This window comes from Reichenbachiella sp. (genome assembly GCF_965223055.1).
Lineage (GTDB): Bacteria > Bacteroidota > Bacteroidia > Cytophagales > Cyclobacteriaceae > Reichenbachiella.
On the sequence record NZ_CBDCVM010000012.1, the window covers coordinates 488,419 to 507,754 of the forward strand.

At 41.5% G+C, this 19,336-nt stretch carries 14 protein-coding genes; 10 read left to right on the forward strand and 4 right to left on the reverse strand.

The genetic code is table 11. From position 1 onward, the window contains the following. Positions 1–48 precede the first annotated feature (48 nt). The 10 genes from ACOQO5_RS17415 (at position 49) to ACOQO5_RS17460 (ending at position 13,134) form a co-directional block, all read left to right on the forward strand. Complete coding sequence (locus tag ACOQO5_RS17415) at positions 49–2,082, forward strand: tetratricopeptide repeat protein (protein WP_420582964.1); 2,034 nt, start codon at positions 49–51, stop codon at positions 2,080–2,082. Positions 2,083–2,140: 58 nt separating this feature from the next. Then, entirely contained in the window at positions 2,141–2,947 is an 807-nt protein-coding gene (gene murI / locus ACOQO5_RS17420) for a glutamate racemase (protein WP_420582965.1), read from the forward strand. A gap of 124 nt (positions 2,948–3,071) precedes the next feature. After that, on the forward strand, positions 3,072–4,112 hold the full coding sequence (nuoH, locus tag ACOQO5_RS17425) for an NADH-quinone oxidoreductase subunit NuoH (RefSeq protein WP_420582966.1): 1,041 nt from the start codon (positions 3,072–3,074) through the stop codon (positions 4,110–4,112). Positions 4,113–4,191: 79 nt separating this feature from the next. After that, positions 4,192–5,361, forward strand: a complete 1,170-nt coding sequence (locus tag ACOQO5_RS17430; RefSeq protein ID WP_420582967.1) for a 4Fe-4S binding protein — start codon at positions 4,192–4,194, stop codon at positions 5,359–5,361. Next, positions 5,362–5,889: an NADH-quinone oxidoreductase subunit J gene (locus ACOQO5_RS17435; RefSeq protein WP_420582968.1), complete on the forward strand. Its 528-nt coding sequence runs from the start codon at positions 5,362–5,364 to the stop codon at positions 5,887–5,889. A gap of 43 nt (positions 5,890–5,932) precedes the next feature. Then, a complete protein-coding gene (nuoK, locus tag ACOQO5_RS17440) occupies positions 5,933–6,178 on the forward strand; it encodes an NADH-quinone oxidoreductase subunit NuoK (RefSeq protein WP_420583435.1) in 246 nt (81 codons plus the stop codon). After that, positions 6,175–8,130, forward strand: a complete 1,956-nt coding sequence (locus ACOQO5_RS17445; RefSeq protein ID WP_420582969.1) for an NADH-quinone oxidoreductase subunit L — start codon at positions 6,175–6,177, stop codon at positions 8,128–8,130. The genes nuoK and ACOQO5_RS17445 overlap by 4 nt, the downstream gene beginning before the upstream one ends. A 2-nt stretch (positions 8,131–8,132) precedes the next feature. Beyond that, positions 8,133–9,770 carry a complex I subunit 4 family protein gene (locus ACOQO5_RS17450; RefSeq protein WP_420582970.1) on the forward strand — a complete coding sequence of 546 codons (1,638 nt, stop codon included), beginning with the start codon at positions 8,133–8,135 and terminating at the stop codon, positions 9,768–9,770. Beyond that, positions 9,767–11,236 carry an NADH-quinone oxidoreductase subunit N gene (locus ACOQO5_RS17455; RefSeq protein ID WP_420582971.1) on the forward strand — a complete coding sequence of 490 codons (1,470 nt, stop codon included), beginning with the start codon at positions 9,767–9,769 and terminating at the stop codon, positions 11,234–11,236. The genes ACOQO5_RS17450 and ACOQO5_RS17455 overlap by 4 nt, the downstream gene beginning before the upstream one ends. A gap of 8 nt (positions 11,237–11,244) precedes the next feature. After that, on the forward strand, positions 11,245–13,134 hold the full coding sequence (locus ACOQO5_RS17460; RefSeq protein WP_420582972.1) for an amidophosphoribosyltransferase: 1,890 nt from the start codon (positions 11,245–11,247) through the stop codon (positions 13,132–13,134). A 43-nt stretch (positions 13,135–13,177) separates the two neighbouring features. On the opposite strand, the gene ACOQO5_RS17465 is transcribed toward ACOQO5_RS17460, so the two are convergent. The 4 genes from ACOQO5_RS17465 to ACOQO5_RS17480 form a co-directional block, all read right to left on the reverse strand. Further along, a complete protein-coding gene (locus ACOQO5_RS17465; protein WP_420582973.1) occupies positions 13,178–13,897 on the reverse strand; it encodes a LytR/AlgR family response regulator transcription factor in 720 nt (239 codons plus the stop codon). A gap of 14 nt (positions 13,898–13,911) precedes the next feature. Then, on the reverse strand, positions 13,912–15,747 hold the full coding sequence (locus ACOQO5_RS17470) for a tetratricopeptide repeat-containing sensor histidine kinase (protein ID WP_420582974.1): 1,836 nt from the start codon (positions 15,745–15,747) through the stop codon (positions 13,912–13,914). 80 nt (positions 15,748–15,827) lie between these two features. Next, complete coding sequence (locus ACOQO5_RS17475; RefSeq protein WP_420582975.1) at positions 15,828–18,374, reverse strand: TonB-dependent receptor plug domain-containing protein; 2,547 nt, start codon at positions 18,372–18,374, stop codon at positions 15,828–15,830. Between the two features lie 16 nt (positions 18,375–18,390). Next, a complete protein-coding gene (locus ACOQO5_RS17480) occupies positions 18,391–19,311 on the reverse strand; it encodes a FecR family protein (RefSeq protein ID WP_420582976.1) in 921 nt (306 codons plus the stop codon). Positions 19,312–19,336: the final 25 nt, after the last annotated feature.

The following is a 19,336-nucleotide window of genomic DNA, read 5'->3' on the forward strand; positions in this document are numbered from 1 at the left end:
TAGTTAAATAGAGGTTATACTTGTAGCCGAACCGATCATATTTTGTTTATGAAGCTACCCAACCTTTTAAATAAGGGATTGTATATTGTTTTTACAATAATCTCTTTCATTGACCTTTCTCCCGTATTAGCACAATCATTAAACACGTTAGAAGAGCTTCAATTATCTGGATTTAAACCTAGTTTTAATTATGAAAATTTAGATGATAATCCGGTAGATGAGGTTACGGGTCCAGAAGATATCAAGGGGTACTTCTTACGAGCTGTAGAAAAGTTGAAACATGGAGAACCGGAATCGGCTAAAGTTGATCTTGATTACGTAATTAGTCACAATCCTGATTTCGGAGGGGTTTATTATTATCGTGCATTGAGTTTCAAAGCACTCGCAAAAATAGATTCTGCCATTATGGATTTGGAGAAGGCTCTATCTACAAAGTCATTAGAGTATTTTGTTCCTAGTCATGTAGAATTAGGGTTTATTCAGATTAATCATTACCGTAATTATGATGGTGCTCGTGAGCATTTTGATCTTGCTAACAAATTGAACCCAAATAATGCTCAAGTTAATTATGCTTTGGGGTATTTGTACCTTCAAACTTCTGACTACGCAAATGCAGTGAAATTCACGAAGCGTAGCATTAAACTGGATCGGTCAAACAATCGATCCTATTATCAATTGGCTGAGTGCAGGTTGAAGGAAGGTTTGCTGGGATTGGCTCGCGAGGCAATTGATAATCTCTTAGAAATTTATCCTACTGACGAATATGCGCTGATTTTTAAATCAGCCTTATACCCATACAAGGGTCAAGTGAAAAAAAGAATTTCCGTTTTGGAAGAACTACTAGGACAAAATCCTGACAACTCTTATGCTTTATTTATGGTTGGAATGCTGTATTTGGAAGAGGGTAGAGGAGTTGAAGGGTTTAAATCAATGGCCAAGGCAATTGAGAAATCTTTATTGAATTTATCTGATACTCAGAATAACTTTATTACAAGTCATAAATATCGGCAAATTCCTGCGGTCTTGTTCGTGGCTTCGGAGATAGATGGTTATTCCGAAGAAATGGAAAAGATGGCCATTGACCTATTTTTAAATTCAGGCACTCGATTCCTAGGACCTCCAAATTTTAAATCTTACAATAAATTATGGTATTCTAAAAATCCCGTACCGACCGGTTTGTATTTGTTACATTCTATTGTTGCTGAAAATAACAATGATCTTAAATATTGGAGAACTGATAACTTAAAAATTCTCCAAAGGGACACCACAAATTATGATGTCTATAGGAGTTTGGGTAACTATTATAGCAGAGTTAAGGAATATATCAAGGCCGAAAAGAACTATACCAAGATGTTGAATTTGGATAGAAACATTGCATCGGGATATAAGATTAGAGGTGCAAATAGACTAAAGAGTGGACAGTACAAGAAAGCGGTTCAAGATTTTAACATCTATTTGTCCTTAGATAATAAATACAGTGTAAAAGTGTTAGAGGAGCGTGCTCGATGCTACTTGCAAATGGGATATTTTGAATTAGCAGAAGAGGATTTTAATAAAGTCATTGAATTGAGTCCGAAAATAATTCAAGGGGATGCTTATTTAAATCTCGCCGCTATCAAGCTTCATCAGGGTGATACTTTAGCTGCTATAACAGTATTTGACGAAGTGATAGATCGTATATTAGAAAGAAGAGCTATTACAAATGATAAACTTCCCTTATACCAGGCCTTTAACCTACGAGGAAATTTAGAATTTCAACGCAATCAATATGCAAAAGCCATTGTCGACTTTAATAGAGTTTTAGAATTTGACCCAAATTTTTACTTGGCCTATTTCAATCGCGGAGTAGCCTATTTTAATGCAGGAAAATTTGAGAATGCAGAGGCTGATTTTAATTTTTGGCTCACCGTACAAAAGGAAGATGTGAATGGTTTTTATTGGAGAGGCTGGACTCGATATAAACTCAATAACATAGATGGCGCACGTGCTGATTTAAAGAAAGCAGCTGACCTGGGAAGTATTGATGCTAAAAAACTACTTAATGAATTGATCGAGAATCCATCTGCTTCTAGCAATAAGTAATAGCTTGATTTGCCAATTCCTTTATTAGAGACATATTTGCAACTCAACACCAAAGGCATTGAATAAAAACGCACCCATTGGCATATTTGATAGCGGCGTAGGGGGACTTACAGTGGCTCAGGCTGTCAAACGACTATTACCTGAAGAAGACATGATCTACTTTGGGGACAGTGCGCATTTACCGTATGGCGATAAGTCAGCAGCGACTATTCAGGCCTATTCCATAAAAATCACGGACATCCTACTCCAAAGAGGATGCAAAGTGATCCTGATAGCATGCAATTCCGCATCTGCCGCCGCCTTTGATTTAATCAAAGCCTACGTAGGCAGCAAAGCCCATGTGATCAATGTGATTGATCCTGTGGTGGATCACGTAGAACAAAATTTACCAGGAAAGAATGTTGGATTGATAGGCACGTTGCAGACCGTCAATTCAAAAGTCTTTGAATCCAAAATTGATCAATTAAACAAAGAAGTAACTTTTAGCGCATTAGCCACTCCTCTGCTAGTACCGATGATCGAGGAAGGGTTTATTCATAATTCGGTTAGTCATGAGATTATAGCCAACTATCTTAGTGACCCTTCGTTAGCGAATATCGATGCATTGATATTGGGATGTACGCATTACCCCATTATCAAAGAAGACATAAAAGAATTTTACAAAAGCAAGGTAGAGTTAGTTGATTCTGCTAATATTGTGGCTCGAAGCTTAAAACAGCAATTAAAGGCCCTGAATTTACTAAGCGACAAGACAGATGGCAACGACCAATTTCTCGTATCGGATTACACCCCAGCTTTTGAAAAAGCAGCGCGCCTTTTCTTCAACAAGGAAATTCACCTTGAGAAGTACCCTCTCTGGGAGTAATTGTTGCTGTTGTTGTTGCTAATTTGATCCCAAAAATAGGATCATTCTTTTCTGCCTACCGGACGGCTTTATAGTCTGGAAATTCCTTAGAGAATTCTTAACTTACTTTTTTATTTAATCACTGATGATAGCCTTCTTATTCTATCTCCCATTCCTGTTGGTATTTGTGCTTTTGGCAGTCTACGCTGAACGCAAGGTGTCTGCTTTTATGCAAGATCGACTCGGGCCTATGGTGGTGGGTAAGTACGGAATTCTACAGACTTTGGCAGATGTCTTGAAAATGCTTCAAAAAGAAGATATCATCACCAAGTCAGCAGACAAAATACTTTTTGTACTGGCTCCGTTGGTGATTTTTACGGCGATCTTTGCAGGGTTTGCGGTGTTGCCGCTCACTTCAGACATTACGGGATCTCAGGTAGAAACGGGGATTTATTTCCTCATGGCAGTGATTTCACTCGATGTCATTGGCATACTCATGGCTGGCTGGGGATCGAATAGTAAGTTTTCTCTTTTTGGATCACTCAGAGCGGTCGCTCAAATCGTGTCTTATGAAATCCCATTGGGATTATCTATACTTTGTGTGGTGATGGTTACACAAACTTTGAATCTACAAGAGATGTCTATTCAGCAGGGATTGCTCCATGAAGAAAATACTTACGGCGGATTTCTAGCTTGGAACGTCATGCGCTACCCGATGCTTTGGGTGGTGTTCTTGATTTACTTCATCGCTTCTTTGGCAGAATCCAATCGTACACCTTTTGATTTGCCAGAATCTGAGTCCGAATTGATCGGCGGATTTCATACCGAATACTCAGGATTTAGATGGGCGATCATTATGCTCGGTGAGTATGGCATGATGCTGCTGGTATCACTCGTCGCAGTGGTTCTCTTTTTTGGCAGTTGGAATACACCGTTGCCGAATCTGGGAGCCGTGAAACTCGCAGATTGGACTTCAGGTGCGCATGGGACGATCTTGGGAGATGCCATTGGCATATTCTGGATCATCAGCAAAGCCATGATCTTGGTCTTTGTGCAAATGTGGGTACGTTGGACATATCCTCGAATTCGTGTAGATCAGATGATGGCGCTGAGCTGGAAATATCTGACGCCTATCGGCCTGCTGATGGTATTTGTTTGTGGCATTTGGAAATTGTGGATAGGCTAACCGACTGAAAGATTTGAAACAATATTTTAAAAATATTATCCAAACGACTTCATCCCTGGCTTATGGGCTGAAGATCACCATGCGCCACTTTTGGCAGGCCAGGAAGTCTCGCACGCCCGTGGGTGTGGAGGACAAAACCTACTTTGAGCAAAAGGATGGTATTGTGACGCTGCAATATCCGTTTGAAGAACTTCCAGTGCCTGATACCGGTCGCTACCAGTTGCACAATGAGATTGACGATTGTATCGTCTGTGACAAATGTGCTAAGGTATGCCCGGTCAATTGTATTGATATCGAGCCGGTACGTGCAGTGGAAGAAATCGGAAAAACCTCCGATGGTACCTCTAAAAGAATCTATGCGGCCAAGTTCGACATCGACATGTCGAAATGCTGCTTCTGTGGTCTCTGTACGGTGGTTTGCCCTACAGAGTGTCTCACCATGACCAAAGATTACGATTTTAGTGTCTTTGATTTGAAGGAACACAATTTTGAATTTGGTGAAATGAGCCCTGAGTTGGTTGCGGAGAAAAAAGCAGAATTCGAAGCCCATCAGGCGGAGAAGGAAAAGGTCAAACAAGCGGCTGCGGCCGCGAAGAAGGCGTCAGTTGCTGAATCGGAGACTGCAGATAAGCCAGCCAAGCCAAAGGCCGGAGGCTTTAAGCCCAAGATGAAGGCTGCTGGAGCCAAGCCTCAAAATCCAAGTATCAAAACACAAGGGGAAGCGAATCAAGAGACGGGAATTCAGAAGCCAGAAGAAGCTCCAAATTCCAAAAGTCAAAAACCAAAACCGGTCTTTAAGCCGAAAGTTAAGCCTGTGACTAAACCGGCAGCTGATTCAGATGGTGGTGATAAGCCAAAAGCGGCAAAACCGGTTTTTAAACCTAAGGTAAAACCTGTGGTGAAGAAGTCAGGAGAGGCGAGTGAGGTGTCAGAAGTCAGGAATTCGAAGTCGGAAGATGGCTCAAAGGCCAAGACCCAAAGTCCAAGACCTGTCTTTAAACCCAAGGTCAAGCCGGTGGTGAAGAAGTCGGGAGAGGCGAGTGAGGTGTCGGAAGTCAGGAGTCCGAAGTCGGAAGATGGCTCGAAGGCCAAGACCCAAAAACCAAAACCGGTTTTTAAGCCTAAGGTGAAACCGGTAGTGAAGAAAAAAGAAGAAAAAAGTCCGAAGGCGGATGAAAGCTCGGAGCCAAAAGCCAAGAGCTCAAAACCCGTATTCCGACCTAAGATCAAACCCAAAAAGAAAGACTAAGTGGAAGGATTGAATGTCATAGCGTTTTATATCCTGGCAGGATTCTCTGTGTTTTCGGCCTTGGGGATTCTTTTTGCCAAGAATGTGGTGCATGCTGTGTTTATGCTGGTATTGGTGTTTCTTGGCATAGCGGGCGTGTTTATCATTTCCAATGCAGAATTTGTAGGAGTGACTCAGATCATGATTTATATCGGAGGCGTGTTGATTCTGATGATGTTTGGTATCATGCTCACGCATAGGATAGACGGCAAAAGACTGGAAACGCAAAACCGAAGAGTGATTGCAGCCAGTTTGTTGGGGTTCGGGCTGCTTGGTGTATTGCTCTACCCACTCAGCGAGGGCTTCCCATTATTTGATTTTGAAAAAGGAGGTGAGAGCGGACTGAATGTGACTGAGCAGATCGGGGTACATCTGATGACCACCGAACTCATCGCCTTGGAAGTAACGGCCGTGTTGCTCCTGATGGCGCTTGTGGGCGCCGCCTATATTGCTGGACATAACTTAAAAAAGAAACATGGTACCGATTGAGCATTATATCATATTTAGTGCCCTGCTTTTGGTAATCGGGCTGATGATCGTGCTGATCAAGCGGAGTGTGATCATGATCCTCGTCGGGATCGAACTCATTCTCAATGCCGCGAATATCAATCTGGTAGCCTTCTCTCAAAACGACCCCAATCTATCTGGGCAGATGATGACTTTGTTTGTCATTGTGGTGGCTGTGGCGGAGTCGGCGGTGGCCCTGGCCATCGTTTACCAGATCTTCAGACATCAAGGCGTATCGGACATGGACCAACTCAACGAACTCAAAGGATGATGTTGAAATACACTGACATATTACCATTGATGATTCTATTTCTTCCTTTACTTGGAGGATTGCTGTCATTGTTAGTCCCAGCAAAGCGATCAGGGTTGTCTGTAGTCATTGTTTCTATATTGGTGCTCATCTATTCAGTTAGTGGATTCTTTAACATCCCTTTCAATTCTGGGTTGGATTTAGATTGGATTGTAGCGGGTTCAAATATTTTTCAAGTGGGACTGTATTACGATCAGCTGGCAGGCATCATGGCGATCGTGGTGGCTGTAGTGGCCTTGTTGGTGGCCATATTCTCTCTGGAGTATATGAAGCACGACGAGGCACAACCAAGATACTTTGCATTGCTTGGACTATTCGCCTTCTCTATGTATGGCATCGTATTGTCATCCAATTTATTATTGACATTCATTTTTTGGGAATTGGTGGGATTTAGTTCTTATCTGTTGATCGGATTTTGGTTTGAAAAAGAAGCACCACCGATTTCGTCTTTCAAGGCATTTTTGATGAATAAAGTAGGCGACATAGGCTTCTTATTAGGCATCTTTATCCTATTTGCATATTTCAAAACATTGAACATCCAAACGCTCATTGGGCTAGACCCGCTGAATGCTGGACTCCCCACGACTATGCTCGTACTGATGGGTGTTGGACTATTTCTTGCGGCGGTGGGCAAGTCGGCTCAGTTTCCGCTACAGACCTGGCTTCCTGATGCGATGACAGGTCCTACACCCGTGTCGGCTCTGATACACGCCGCTACCATGGTGGCTGCCGGGGTGTATTTGATGGTGCGTGTATTTCCCTTGTTGGCACCAGAGGTATTGACTGTCATTGGAGTGGTTGGCGGGATTACAGCCTTTATGGGCGCATTTGCCGCTTTCGCGCAAAACGACATTAAAAAAATATTGGCTTACTCCACGGTATCCCAGCTCGGTTATATGATCATGGCGGTTGGGGCGGGCTTCCCAGTGGCTGCCTTTGTGCATTTGACCACACATGCTTTCTTTAAGGCTGGCCTTTTCTTATGCTCAGGTAGTATCATTCACTACTATCATGAGACAAAGCACGAAAGTGGTTTTGATCCGCAGGATATTAGGAATATGGGAGGATTGCGCAAAGTACTTCCTATCACCTTTGTTGCGTTCACGTTGTGTATGCTTTCACTGGCGGGATTGCCCTTGTTTTCTGGGTTTTTGTCCAAGGAAATGATCTTGAATGGTCTGGCTTCGGCTGATCATTTACCATCATTTGTGATGGTTTTTGGCTTTGCGTCGGTATTTATGACCGCTGCATATATGGCTCGTTTGTATTTCAAAGTCTTTTTCAATGTCGAATTCAAGGATCAGAAATATACAGAAGCGGCAGCTGTAAAAGTACCGCTATTCATCCTTTCGCTGCTTTCTATAGGCTTTGTGTTTTCAGCCAATCCTTTGAACCCTGATAGTAGCTGGCTGCTGCCGATTTTAGCTGATTTCAGCGGAATAGCTATTGCCCAGCACTTTACGCTTGTACCTGTTCTATCTATTGGCTTGGCGTTGAGTGGGCTGTTGTTTTCTTATCTATATGTAGAAAAGGATCAAATGACGGGTCTCGTGAATACAATTAAGTCATTGACCTATCAGCTGTCTCATCAGAATTTTTATTTGGATAAATTTTACAAACGAGCCTTGGTGCAAGGCGCATGGCTTTTAGCGAAAGCTGCCTACTGGTGGGATCAGCAAGTCGTGGACCGTGTCGTCAACTTGATCGGAAAAACACAAGTAGTCTTGGCCTATTTTACAGGCTGGTTTGACCGAAGTATTGTAGACGGTGGGGTGAAGCTTCTGACCTGGACGGTCAATTTTGCGGGCAATCGAACGCGCCAGATTCAAGGGGGCAATTTGCAGAGCTATTTGGTATGGGCGGTCTTTGGTGTGCTGCTCATTTTTTACTTTTTTAATTTATTGATTGGATAAATATGGCAACGGATCATTTACTTTCCTGGTTGGTCTTCCTTCCGCTCCTGGCGGCTGCAGTGATGCTGGTAATTCCCAAATCACGAGAACACCTGTACAAATGGGTGGCCTTGGGTGCCTTGGGCGTGGTGACAGTTCTTTCTGTGGTGCTAGCTTATTCGTTCGATAAGAGCGTGAGTGGCTACGGGGCAGAAAGCCTTCAGTTTACTCAGCAGTTGGATTGGATACAGTTGAATATTGGCTCTTTTGGAAGCATGCTGGTACAGTATCATGTCGGCGTGGATGGATTGAGCTTGGCGCTTGTCCTATTGTCAGCCATCATATTGTTCATAGGTGTCATTTCTTCGTGGAATATCAAACAAAGTGTGCAGGGGTACTTTCTGCTCTATATGGTGTTGAGTACCAGTGTGATCGGCTGTTTTGTAGCCTTAGATTTCTTTCTCTTTTATTTGTTTTTCGAGTTTATGCTCTTACCGATGTACTTCTTAATCGGTATATGGGGAGGCAAACGAAGGGCATATGCTTCTATAAAGTTTTTCATCTATACACTGGTTGGCTCGCTATTGATTTTGATGGTGATGATCGGGCTGAACCTCTCGGTTGTACAAAGCCCAGACTCAACGATTCATACTTTCGACATTATGAAAATGATGAATCCAGAGAATTTCATTCCAGGTTCACTGCTAGCTCTAGACTTTGATGGTTCGCTTTTTGGCTTGACTTACAGGGCTTGGGCGTTCATTTTGCTGATCATTGGCTTTGCGATCAAACTGCCGGCTGTGCCTGTTCACACCTGGTTGCCAGACGCCCACGTAGAGGCTCCTACGCCGATATCCGTGGTTCTTGCCGGAATCTTGTTGAAAATCGGAGGTTACGGGTTTTACCGCATAGGCTATACCATATTTCCTGATGGAGCGATTGAATATGGCTGGTGGATTGGGCTCATCGGAGTGATAGCCATTGTATATGCGGCATTGGTGGCTATGGCTCAAGCTGACTTGAAAAGATTAATCGCCTATTCGTCTGTATCACACATGGGATTTGTGATGCTGGGCATGGCGGCACTGACTGTGGAAGGTAGCGCAGGTGCCTTGTTTCAGATGTTTAGTCACGGGATTATCTCCGCCTTACTATTCTTGATGGCGGGCGTGCTGTACGACCGAACGGGTGATCGTATGATTGCCAACTACAGTGGCCTGGCCAGCAAAATGCCCTGGTACAGTGTGGCTGTGATTATATCCTTTTTTGCGGCATTAGGATTGCCAGGCTTCTCAGGATTTATAGCAGAGTTTTTAGTGTTGGTTGGCGCTTTCGATGGCGCTATCAATGGGAATGTAGTCGATACTTTTATGCCTATTCTTGGCTTACTGGGATTGGTGCTAGGAGCAGCCTATTTTCTTTGGACGATACAGCGCATGTTTTTTGGCAAATATTGGGTGAGAGAAGAAAGCTGGTCATTGCCAGACTTGAATGCTCGCGAGTGGATCATGATTGTGCCTTTGGTGATATTGGCTCTGCTTTTTGGAATATTCCCTGGCTTGCTGTTGGATTTGGCTAACGAAACGGTAACTGGGTTTGTGGAATTTGTTACCACCCAAGGACAATCCAACCTTGACATAATAAACGCAACAATTCGATGAGTGAGGGGCAGTTGAATCAACAGATACAATCCATCCTTGGCGACTTCGGCATATTGCTCCCCGAAGCGGTGCTTATCGTATCCAGTTTTGTCTTGATCATTCTACAGTTGATCTTCAAAGACAAGAACAGCACGATTAAAACCACTTTCAGTTTGTTTGCCTTGGGTCTCATTGCCATGGCTGTGTCTGCCACGAGTATTTCTGGCAGTTATTTCAATGGATTGCTTGCATTGACTCCCGTGGTAGGGCTCGCTAAACCTTTTTTCATATTGATCACAGGCGTGATATTGCTTTTCCCGAAAGGGGAAAACCTACTCAAAAGAGGAGAGTATCACTTCCTTCTTTTGATGATCCTACTCGGCGCTATGTTGCTCATAGAAGTCAACAACCTGCTGTTGGCGTATTTGTCTCTGGAATTGATATCTATCACTTCTTATATACTCATCACTTTTAGTTTCGATCGAAAAGGATTTGAGGCAGGAATCAAATATTTGTTGTTTGGAGCCATGGCAAGTGGACTCATGTTGTATGGCCTTTCGTTGATTTATGGACTCACAGGCACTTTACAAATAGATCTGATAGGAGAGTTTATCAGTCAGCAGCCAGATTTGGGTCTTTGGTTGCCCATAGCTTTTGTGTTGTTTTTTGTGGGTATATGGTTCAAGCTGTCATTGGTTCCTATGCATATTTGGGCACCGGATGCTTACGAAGCAGGGCCTACACCTGTGGTGGCCTTTATCTCCATTTTGCCCAAAGTGGCGGTGCTGATCTTTTTTGCCCAATTGACGCTTTCTGCTCATTTGGTTGCCTTGAGTTTCGATTGGAAAATGGTGTTTGCAGGGTTGGCCGTGATTAGTATGTTTGTCGGCAATCTCTCCGCACTCAACCAATCCAATGCCAAACGCATGATGGCTTACTCATCTATTGCCCACTCAGGCATGTTGGTAGTAGGTGTGATCGTAGGTAATGCTTTTGGGGTGCAAGTCATGCTATTCTATGCCATAGTTTATGGTTTTATGAATTTGGGTGCTTTCTATCTTATTGATGTCTTCCAGCAACAAGGATTTACCAAGATCCAAGACTTATCTGGATTAGGAAGGCAGGCGCCTTGGATGGGCATTTCAGCAGTTATTATTATGATTGCCTTGGCAGGCTTACCTCCCACAGGAGGTTTTACGGCCAAGTTGTTGATGTTTACGGCGTTGTGGGATTATTATCAAACCGAAGGCAATCAATATCTGATTTGGTTGTTTGGCCTTGGGCTATTGAATACCGCCATCTCCTTGTTTTACTATCTCAAGATTCCATATTATTTATTCATTCACACCAGTGAAGAAAAAAAAGAAATTAATTTTACCGCGAAAGATGGCACTATTGTGGCTATCCTCGTGTTCCTAGTTTTATTATCATTCTTTAAAGCCGACCTATTGCTGAACGTATTAAATCAGTTTAACTTTGCACTTTAATCAGTGATATGAGCGACCCTATTAAACACGAGTGCGGGATAGCGCACCTCCGTTTGAGAAAACCCCTTCAATACTACATTGACAAGTACAACACGCCCCTCTACGGAGCCAATAAGCTGCTGCTTCTGATGAAGAAAATGCAGAATAGAGGTCAGGATGGGGCAGGTATTGCCAATATCAAACTGGGACTTGAACCTGGTTACCGATACATCAGTCGTTATCGATCTATTGATGCCAATTCTTTGCAAAAGATCTTTGATAAGGTCGCTAAGAAATTCAATAAGGCGTTGAAAGAAGGAGGTAAAGAGAAATTTCTTAACGAAGAGTGGCTCAAAAAGAATTACGGATTTACTGGAGAGGTATGGCTCGGTCACCTGCGCTATGGTACGCATGGCAAGAATAGCATTGAGAGCTGTCACCCTTTCCTACGTCAAAATAACTGGCGATCTAGGAATCTGGTAGTGGCTGGAAATTTCAATATGACCAATGTGGATGAGTTATTCGATATTCTTATCTCATTGGGTCAGAATCCTAAAGAGAAGACCGATACTGTCACGGTGATGGAGAAAATAGGTCACTTTTTGGATGAAGAAAATCAAGAGATTTTTGATAAACATAAATTCAAACTTTCCAATAAGGACATTACCAGAAAGATAGAAGAGGAGCTTTCTATGATCAACATCCTCAAGAAATCTTGTAAAGATTTTGATGGTGGGTATACAATGGCAGGAATGGTAGGTCATGGTGCTTCTTTTGTGGCACGCGACCCAGCAGGTATCCGCCCAGCGTATTATTATGCAGATGAGGAAGTGGTAATCGTGGCTTCTGAAAAGCCAGCAATCAAGACAGCTACTAATTGTGCCTATGATGAAATTAAAGAGATTACTCCTGGTCACGCCTTAATTATCAATCAGGATGGGTCGTTTATGGAAGAACAGTTTATCGATATACTGCCAAAGAAATCTTGTAGTTTCGAAAGAATCTATTTCTCGAGGAGTTCGGATCCGGATATTTATAGAGAAAGAAAGAAGCTAGGTGAGTTGCTTGTTCCGAAAGTGCTCGAATCTGTCAATTTTGATCTGAAAAACACCATCTTCTCATTTATTCCTAATTCGGCAGAAACTGCCTTTTTGGGCCTAATGAGTGGATTGGATGAGTACTTGGTTGCCAAACGAAAGGAAATAATACTGGAAGGCAAACCACACAGTGGAGATTTGGAGGATGTGCTTTCTTTCCGTCCGAGGGTAGAAAAAATGGTCATCAAAGACGCCAAACTTCGTACGTTTATTGCTGATGATTCCTCTAGAGACGAATTGGTGGCTAATGTATACGACACCACATATGAGGTGGTAAACAAAGGGATAGACAACCTCGTGATCATTGATGATTCTATCGTTCGCGGAACTACGCTCGAAAAGAGTATACTGACACTTCTAGATCGATTAGAACCAAAGAAAATCGTAATTGTTTCTTCGGCTCCTCAGATTCGATTCCCTGATTGCTATGGAATTGATATGAGTAAAATGAAAGATTTCGTGGCTTTCCGAGCCGTGTTAGAACTGTTGGAAGAGAACAACAAGTCTTACATGCTAGATGAAGTACTTGCTAAGTGTGAAGAGTCCGTCGGCAATCCTGATGCACCAAATCACGTACAAGAGTTATATGAGCCATTTACGGCAGACGAAGTTTCGGCAAAGATTACAGATATCGTACGACCAAAAGGTATGAAGGCAGAATTGGAAGTGATTTTCCAATCCGTAGACAATCTGCATAAAGCTTGTCCTGACCACAAAGGAGATTGGTATTTTACTGGAAATTTCCCAACTATTGGAGGTAATAGAGTGGTGAACAAATCTTTTGTCAACTTTATGAAAGGGGTTACGGTACGAGCGTATTAATGAGATTCTATCAAAGATTTTTAGGCCACATAAGTGGCCTTTTTTATATCTTATTAATCTGGCTCATAAGCAATGTCTGTTGATCACGCCCAATGGGAAGTTCAATGTCTCTGATTGTGATGCACTCACTATTCACTGCGGTGAGGTGTTTCAAGTTTACCACATGGGATTTGTGACAGCGGAAGAACCTTTTGTCATCTAGCTTATTTTCTAATTCCTTGAGCGTCGATCGCATGACAAACTTTTTGTCTTTTGTATAAAGTGTGCAGTAGTTGGCATCTGAACTCGCGTACAAGATGTCGTCGTATGCAACCTTTACCGCTGTATTTTTTTGTCGAATAAAAAGGCTATCGTTGATGGTGAAATCTTGATTATCCTCGCTGTTGTTTTGTTCTTTAGAGAAGTTGCTCAATGCCATCTCTACAGCCACAAAAACATCATCATCTTCGAAGGGTTTAACCAAAAAACCATAGGGTTTGCACTCTTTGGCTCGATCCAATGTCGCTCGGTCCGTATGGGACGATATAAAAATAAAAGGTAGCTCGTACTCATTTTTAATCGTATTGGCTAAATCAATGCCGTCTTTAGTTCCATCAATTTGGATGTCAAGAAGAACAATGTCTGGAAGTTCAGACGAAAGCTTTTTGATAGCCAGATCATAGCTTTTGGCAATGCCAATGACATGGTAGTCGTTGGATTCCAGAATATCCTGTAGATCATTGGCTATGATCAATTCATCTTCAACTATGAGTACGCTTATCATTTTGTTAAAATATACTATGCAGCTCTTTTATCACTAAAAACAATTGTAAATAATAGACCATTTGATTGATCAATTTGCAAATCTGCGTCCAACTGATCTACCAATATATGTACCAAACGCATTCCCATGCTCTGTTTTTTGTCAAAGCCTTCAGGTAATCCTTTTCCTGTATCAGCTACTTTGAGCTCATATGTTTCTTGATTTTTATGAAGTTTAATGGATACTTGTCCTTCTTCTTCTGGCTCAAATGCGTATTTTAATGCGTTTGAAATTAATTCGTTGATAATCAAACCTAAGGGCACTGCGGTATCTACATCTAAGGAGATGTCTTCAGCCTCTACATATTGCTGGATTTGAGCATCTGTTTTGTAGCTTTTAAATAAAAAACCACTTAGGTCATCAATATATTCCTTCATATTGATTCTTGACAGGTTGCCTTCACTATACAGTTTCTGATGTATGAGTGACATGGATTTGATACGACTCTGTCCTTCTTTTACTGCTACTTTCGCATCACTATCTTTCATTTTTCTGGACTGCATACTCAACAGACTAGAAATTACCTGAAGGTTGTTTTTTACTCGATGATGGATTTCCTTCAACAAGACTTCTCTTTCGCTGTTTTGTTTTTCAATCTCCAATTTTTGTTGACTCAAAAGCTTGTTTGTACGTGTCTTGTGCAAGTAGGCAATCGAAAGTAAGGCTCCTATAAAAATTGAAAACCCAATGCCATAGTAGAGCTGATTTTGGCGACTCTTTTGTAAAGCTATCGTTGCTTCTCTAGCTTCGAGGTTGGCTTGTTGTACAGCGATGGTTTGTTCTTTCTTTTCTGTTTCATAGAGCGTGTTTAAACGGTTGACTTGTTCGTATTTTTCCTTGTCAAAAATGGACTCTATCATAAAAGCGTAAAGCTTATGGTAAAAATAGGCTGAATCATAAGATTTGGCTTTTTCATAAGTTTGAGAAAGGTAGAGCAGGGCAACTCGCTTGCGATCCAAGAAGTTGTGTTTGGAAGCCAATTCTAGCCCGATTAGGCAATATTTTATAGATTTTTTTAGTTGGTTGGTGTCCTGATAAATATTTGAGATCAGCAAGATGGTAAATATTTGACTTTTGATATTGGCTCTAAGTTCAGGGATGTCAAGCGCCTTTTGGCATAACTCCATCGCTTCATCGAATCGCTTCAATTCTCGAAGCGAATTGGCACGATTGTGTAATGCTCGGCCTTTGTCGTGATACATGTGAAGAGAATCAAAAAGGTCTATGGCCAACTGATGATAGTGGATGGCGCTATCAAAGCGCATTTCATTATTGAATATTCTACCCCTATTCATGTACCAATGCGCCCTGGCTGGTGGAAAGGGAGATTGATCCAATATATCGCTGACTTTTTTAGAGTAGTTCTGGGCTTTTGGGTAATCATTTTGCCGCATGACCAGGTCGGCCATTCTATTGTAAGTAGTGGCTTGAGCATGGATCAATTTTAGCGAATCATAAAATTTAATTCCCTGAAGAAAATAATCCATAGCTCGATCCGGAACATCATTGTTTCTATACGTCTCTCCAATTTCAACAATGATATCGGCTTCTTTCTTTGAATTCTGCTTCGATTGGTAGTAGTCAAGTGCTTGTTGAAAATGTACCAGGCTAGAGTCGTGTTGGCCAATGAGTCTATGGAATTGACCGAGTTGTATGTGCAATTTAACTTTTGAGCTATCTGGGTTTTGTAGGCTGAGTTGTTTGTTAAGGCTATCTATTTTTCCTTGCCCTCGACTTTGATAAGGTGTAGCCCAAAAAACAGAAAATGTTAATAATAAATGGAATGTTTGCTTGACTAGCTTTTTAAGCATGTAAAATCTAATTTTAGAAAGAATCAATATAAATGCTTTCCCTTATTCTATCAAACCTATAATAGAGTTATTTGGAATATTTACCATTCGAATATTATCATCAGGTTGGGGGCAAAACCCAGGGCATTTCGATCTATCCAACGAGGAGGAGGAGGGTTTCCTCTGAACGCTCGATCGATTAGATTTTTCTGATTATATACATTTATTACAGATAAGCCGAATGAAGCAGACCACGGGCGTTGTTCAGATTGTGGAATTTTGTAAGAAACGGATAAATCCAAGGAATGTACGTTGGGGTAGCGCTCTGGCTGATCTGCAAATGGATCAGCCGCTCTTGGTGAACCAGGAGGCCGATTTTCTTGTGCTAGTTCATATATTTCTCGCACATAGGCTATTTCCAGGGATTGAGCATTTAGTCCAGAGCCGTATTTCCAAACCCCAGAGAATTTCCATCGGTTTTTTTGGTATGCGCTACCGATATAAAAGACATGAGGTTGAACATATTTTGATTTGTATGTGGTCTGACTGGTGGTGTCCAATGTAATTTTGGATCCTCCATAGGAATAACCTAGCCAGGCAGAGGTGGCTGAGGTGATTTCTTTTCGGAGATAGGTGTCAAGACCATAAAGTACATTGTCAGCCGTAAAAAAGTCGCTGGTATTGTCAAAGAATAGACTTTCGTAGTAAGTGATATCATTTGCATTTTTATAAAACGCTTCAACATCCAATAGCCATTTATTTTTGTTTATCATAAATCCAGTCATGAACTGAGAACCAGAAATCACTTCTCCTTGCTCTTGAGAAGCTAGTTGCCAAAGGGCGTTGTCAAATCCACCGGTACCTATTTGCAAATTCCGGACTTGACTGAGAAACTGATGATAACGACCCGCTGAAGCCTTAAAATCAAGTGATTGATTCACTGAAAAGTTGGCTGAGATACGTGGGGATAAATAAAAAGCTTGTTTAGGACTGAAATAGCTTCCTCTGATTCCGACCTGAAAGTTTATTCGCTGTCCATACCAATGCATATTGGCAAAAGGGGAAAGAGTGTGTGCGTCAACGGATTCATTGCGAATTACCGACTCCATATTTCCGCTGGTTATTTGACTCGTTATATTGCTGTATGCTAATGATGATGACTGTAGTTGGTAGTCCACACCTAGCTGAAGTTGATTCGATTCGTGATTTGTTCGAGATAACTCCAATCGCGCATTATAATCTTTTATTGAATTATCTGTTTTTCGTTCGCCCATTGGTACAGGGGATTCTGTAGAATAAGTATATCGACCGAGTGTGTTAATTATTGATCCCTTCCAATTTTGGTCAATGTTGAAGCTCCAGTCAGCATTTACCCCATAGTTTTCGAAAACTATATGCTCATCACCCCCTGATGGGCCGGCTTGAATCAATTCATATTTGAGGTCAGAGTCACTATAAATTCCAGATATTGTTATTTTATGTTTTTCATTGGGTTTAAATATCAATTTGGCGTGGTAGTCCTGGAATTTTACTCTGACATCAGTTCCAATGTTCCCTTCGTCATCTGATATTCCTGTAGCGGCAAATACTGATTTAGTGATTGCATCAAGCTTAGGCGAATTGACACCTGGAGGATAAGAATGTCGGGCACCAATTACTAATCCCATCTTATTGTTAGCCAGGGGAGTTTTGGCATAAGCCATGGCATAAAGTGTATTTGCGCCAATTCCGTATTGCGAATTATTATTTACTTCTTGTTCTGATTGTATAAAGACGGCTCCACCTACTCTTCCACCCATTCTTGGGTGATAGCCACTTCTATAGACTTCCACATTGTTTACCGTTTTAGGGTTGTAAGGTGAAATTGTTCCGAAATAATGCCCCCTATGATACATAGGAATATTGTCGAACAAAATGAGCGATTGATCTGGTGACGTTCCTCGAATAAATAGATTTCCAGGTCTCCCATCAGGTGTTGTAACTCCAGGCAGCGCAGCTAAAGAAGCAAAAATATCTCCATCAGTTTCTCCAGGCATTAAGGGAAGGTCAGTCACGTCAATAGAAATACTCTGATTAGAGGGGTTTAAATTGATTCCTTTAGTAATATATTCCTCGATTACCACATTGCTCAATAGATAGGTCTGCGTCATCAGCTGTATATTGAGAGTTCTCGAATTCAATAATTGATTGACAGCAATTACCTTTTTCTCATATCCGGGCACATACACAATCAGGGTGTCTTCCAAATTGGGTTTGTATTGAAAAGTGGCTTTTGCTTCATCAAGTTTTATGTCTGCAGAAACAGCATTGATGAGAAAGAAAAAGGGAGGTTCTATATCTGTAGAGGCTAATGAATCCGATAACGACAAGGTGTATTCACTTTCGACCAATGCAATTGTATAATAATTCTTACCTACTCTTTGAATCTTAATGGGCAATTGAGATTCGGCCTGTGCAATGAATTGAGGAAGACTTAAATTGGTATCTAATTCTTGTTGAATTCGTGAGAAAATGACTGGGTCGTAAGAGAATTTTGCATCAAATGTGTTTTCATAATGTTTGATGTATTCTAAGAATGCTACACTCTGCTGCGCGCGTAATACATTTGTCCCTAAGCACACCCAAAGTGTGATTAATAAATATCGCATGTTCAACTTTTCTCTCTTACTCCGACAAATATAGAGTATTGTCGTCCAATCGGTAAGTGATGCTTAAAGTAGGAAAGATGATTTCCAGAGACTGATCAAGATTGTCTTTTGGGATAGATCCAGTGAAGCGTCTAGCCAGGTTTATTCCTCCGACATCTATTTTAATCCCATAGTTATTAGATAGTTCATCCAGCACTTGTTTGAGTGGTGCGTTATCAAAGGCCAAATACCCTTGAATCCATTCTGGATACTCTATGTCAAAGAATCGCTTAGCACTCCATAAGCCATTGGAAAACAGGCTAGATTCTCCTTTGGCAATTTCGATGGTTTCACCTTTAGGAGCAGTTGCTTTTACACGCCCTTCGTAGCATACGGCATGCAGGGCTTGATCCATCTGATATACTGTAAATCTAGTGCCAAGTACAGAAACGGTTCCTTCAGAAGTGATCACATCGAAATTTCCTTTTTCCGGTACTTCGATATAGGCTTTTCCTTCCAGATTCAAGGTTCTTTTACCTTTTTTCCAATCTCGTTTTTTCCACCTCACTTTAGAATTGGCACTTAAATACAGTTTTGAACTGCCATCTGGTAAATCAATAGTCCGGATTTCTCCATAAGCCGTTTCATAAGTAACCGTAGTGATAGACTCATATAGTTTCGGACCTACAAAAACGGCTAAAACAATGGCTGCTGCTATGGAAATATATTTCCAGGTAGTCATTTGTACTACCTTGGTCTCTTTCTTTGATTCTAAAATTTCGTTTAGTTCGATGGTCGATGTTTCTAAACTAGGCGTCCAGGAGTCTACTTCACCTAATATTTGTTGGTATTTCATGAACTCATCACGAGACAAATGCTTTTCAGCTTCGTCTGCAGAGATGTCTCCATTCAGCCATTGGGCAAGAATTGCATCTTTGTCTTTGTGATTATCTTTCATGACTTTTTCTTTTGTCTGATGTTAT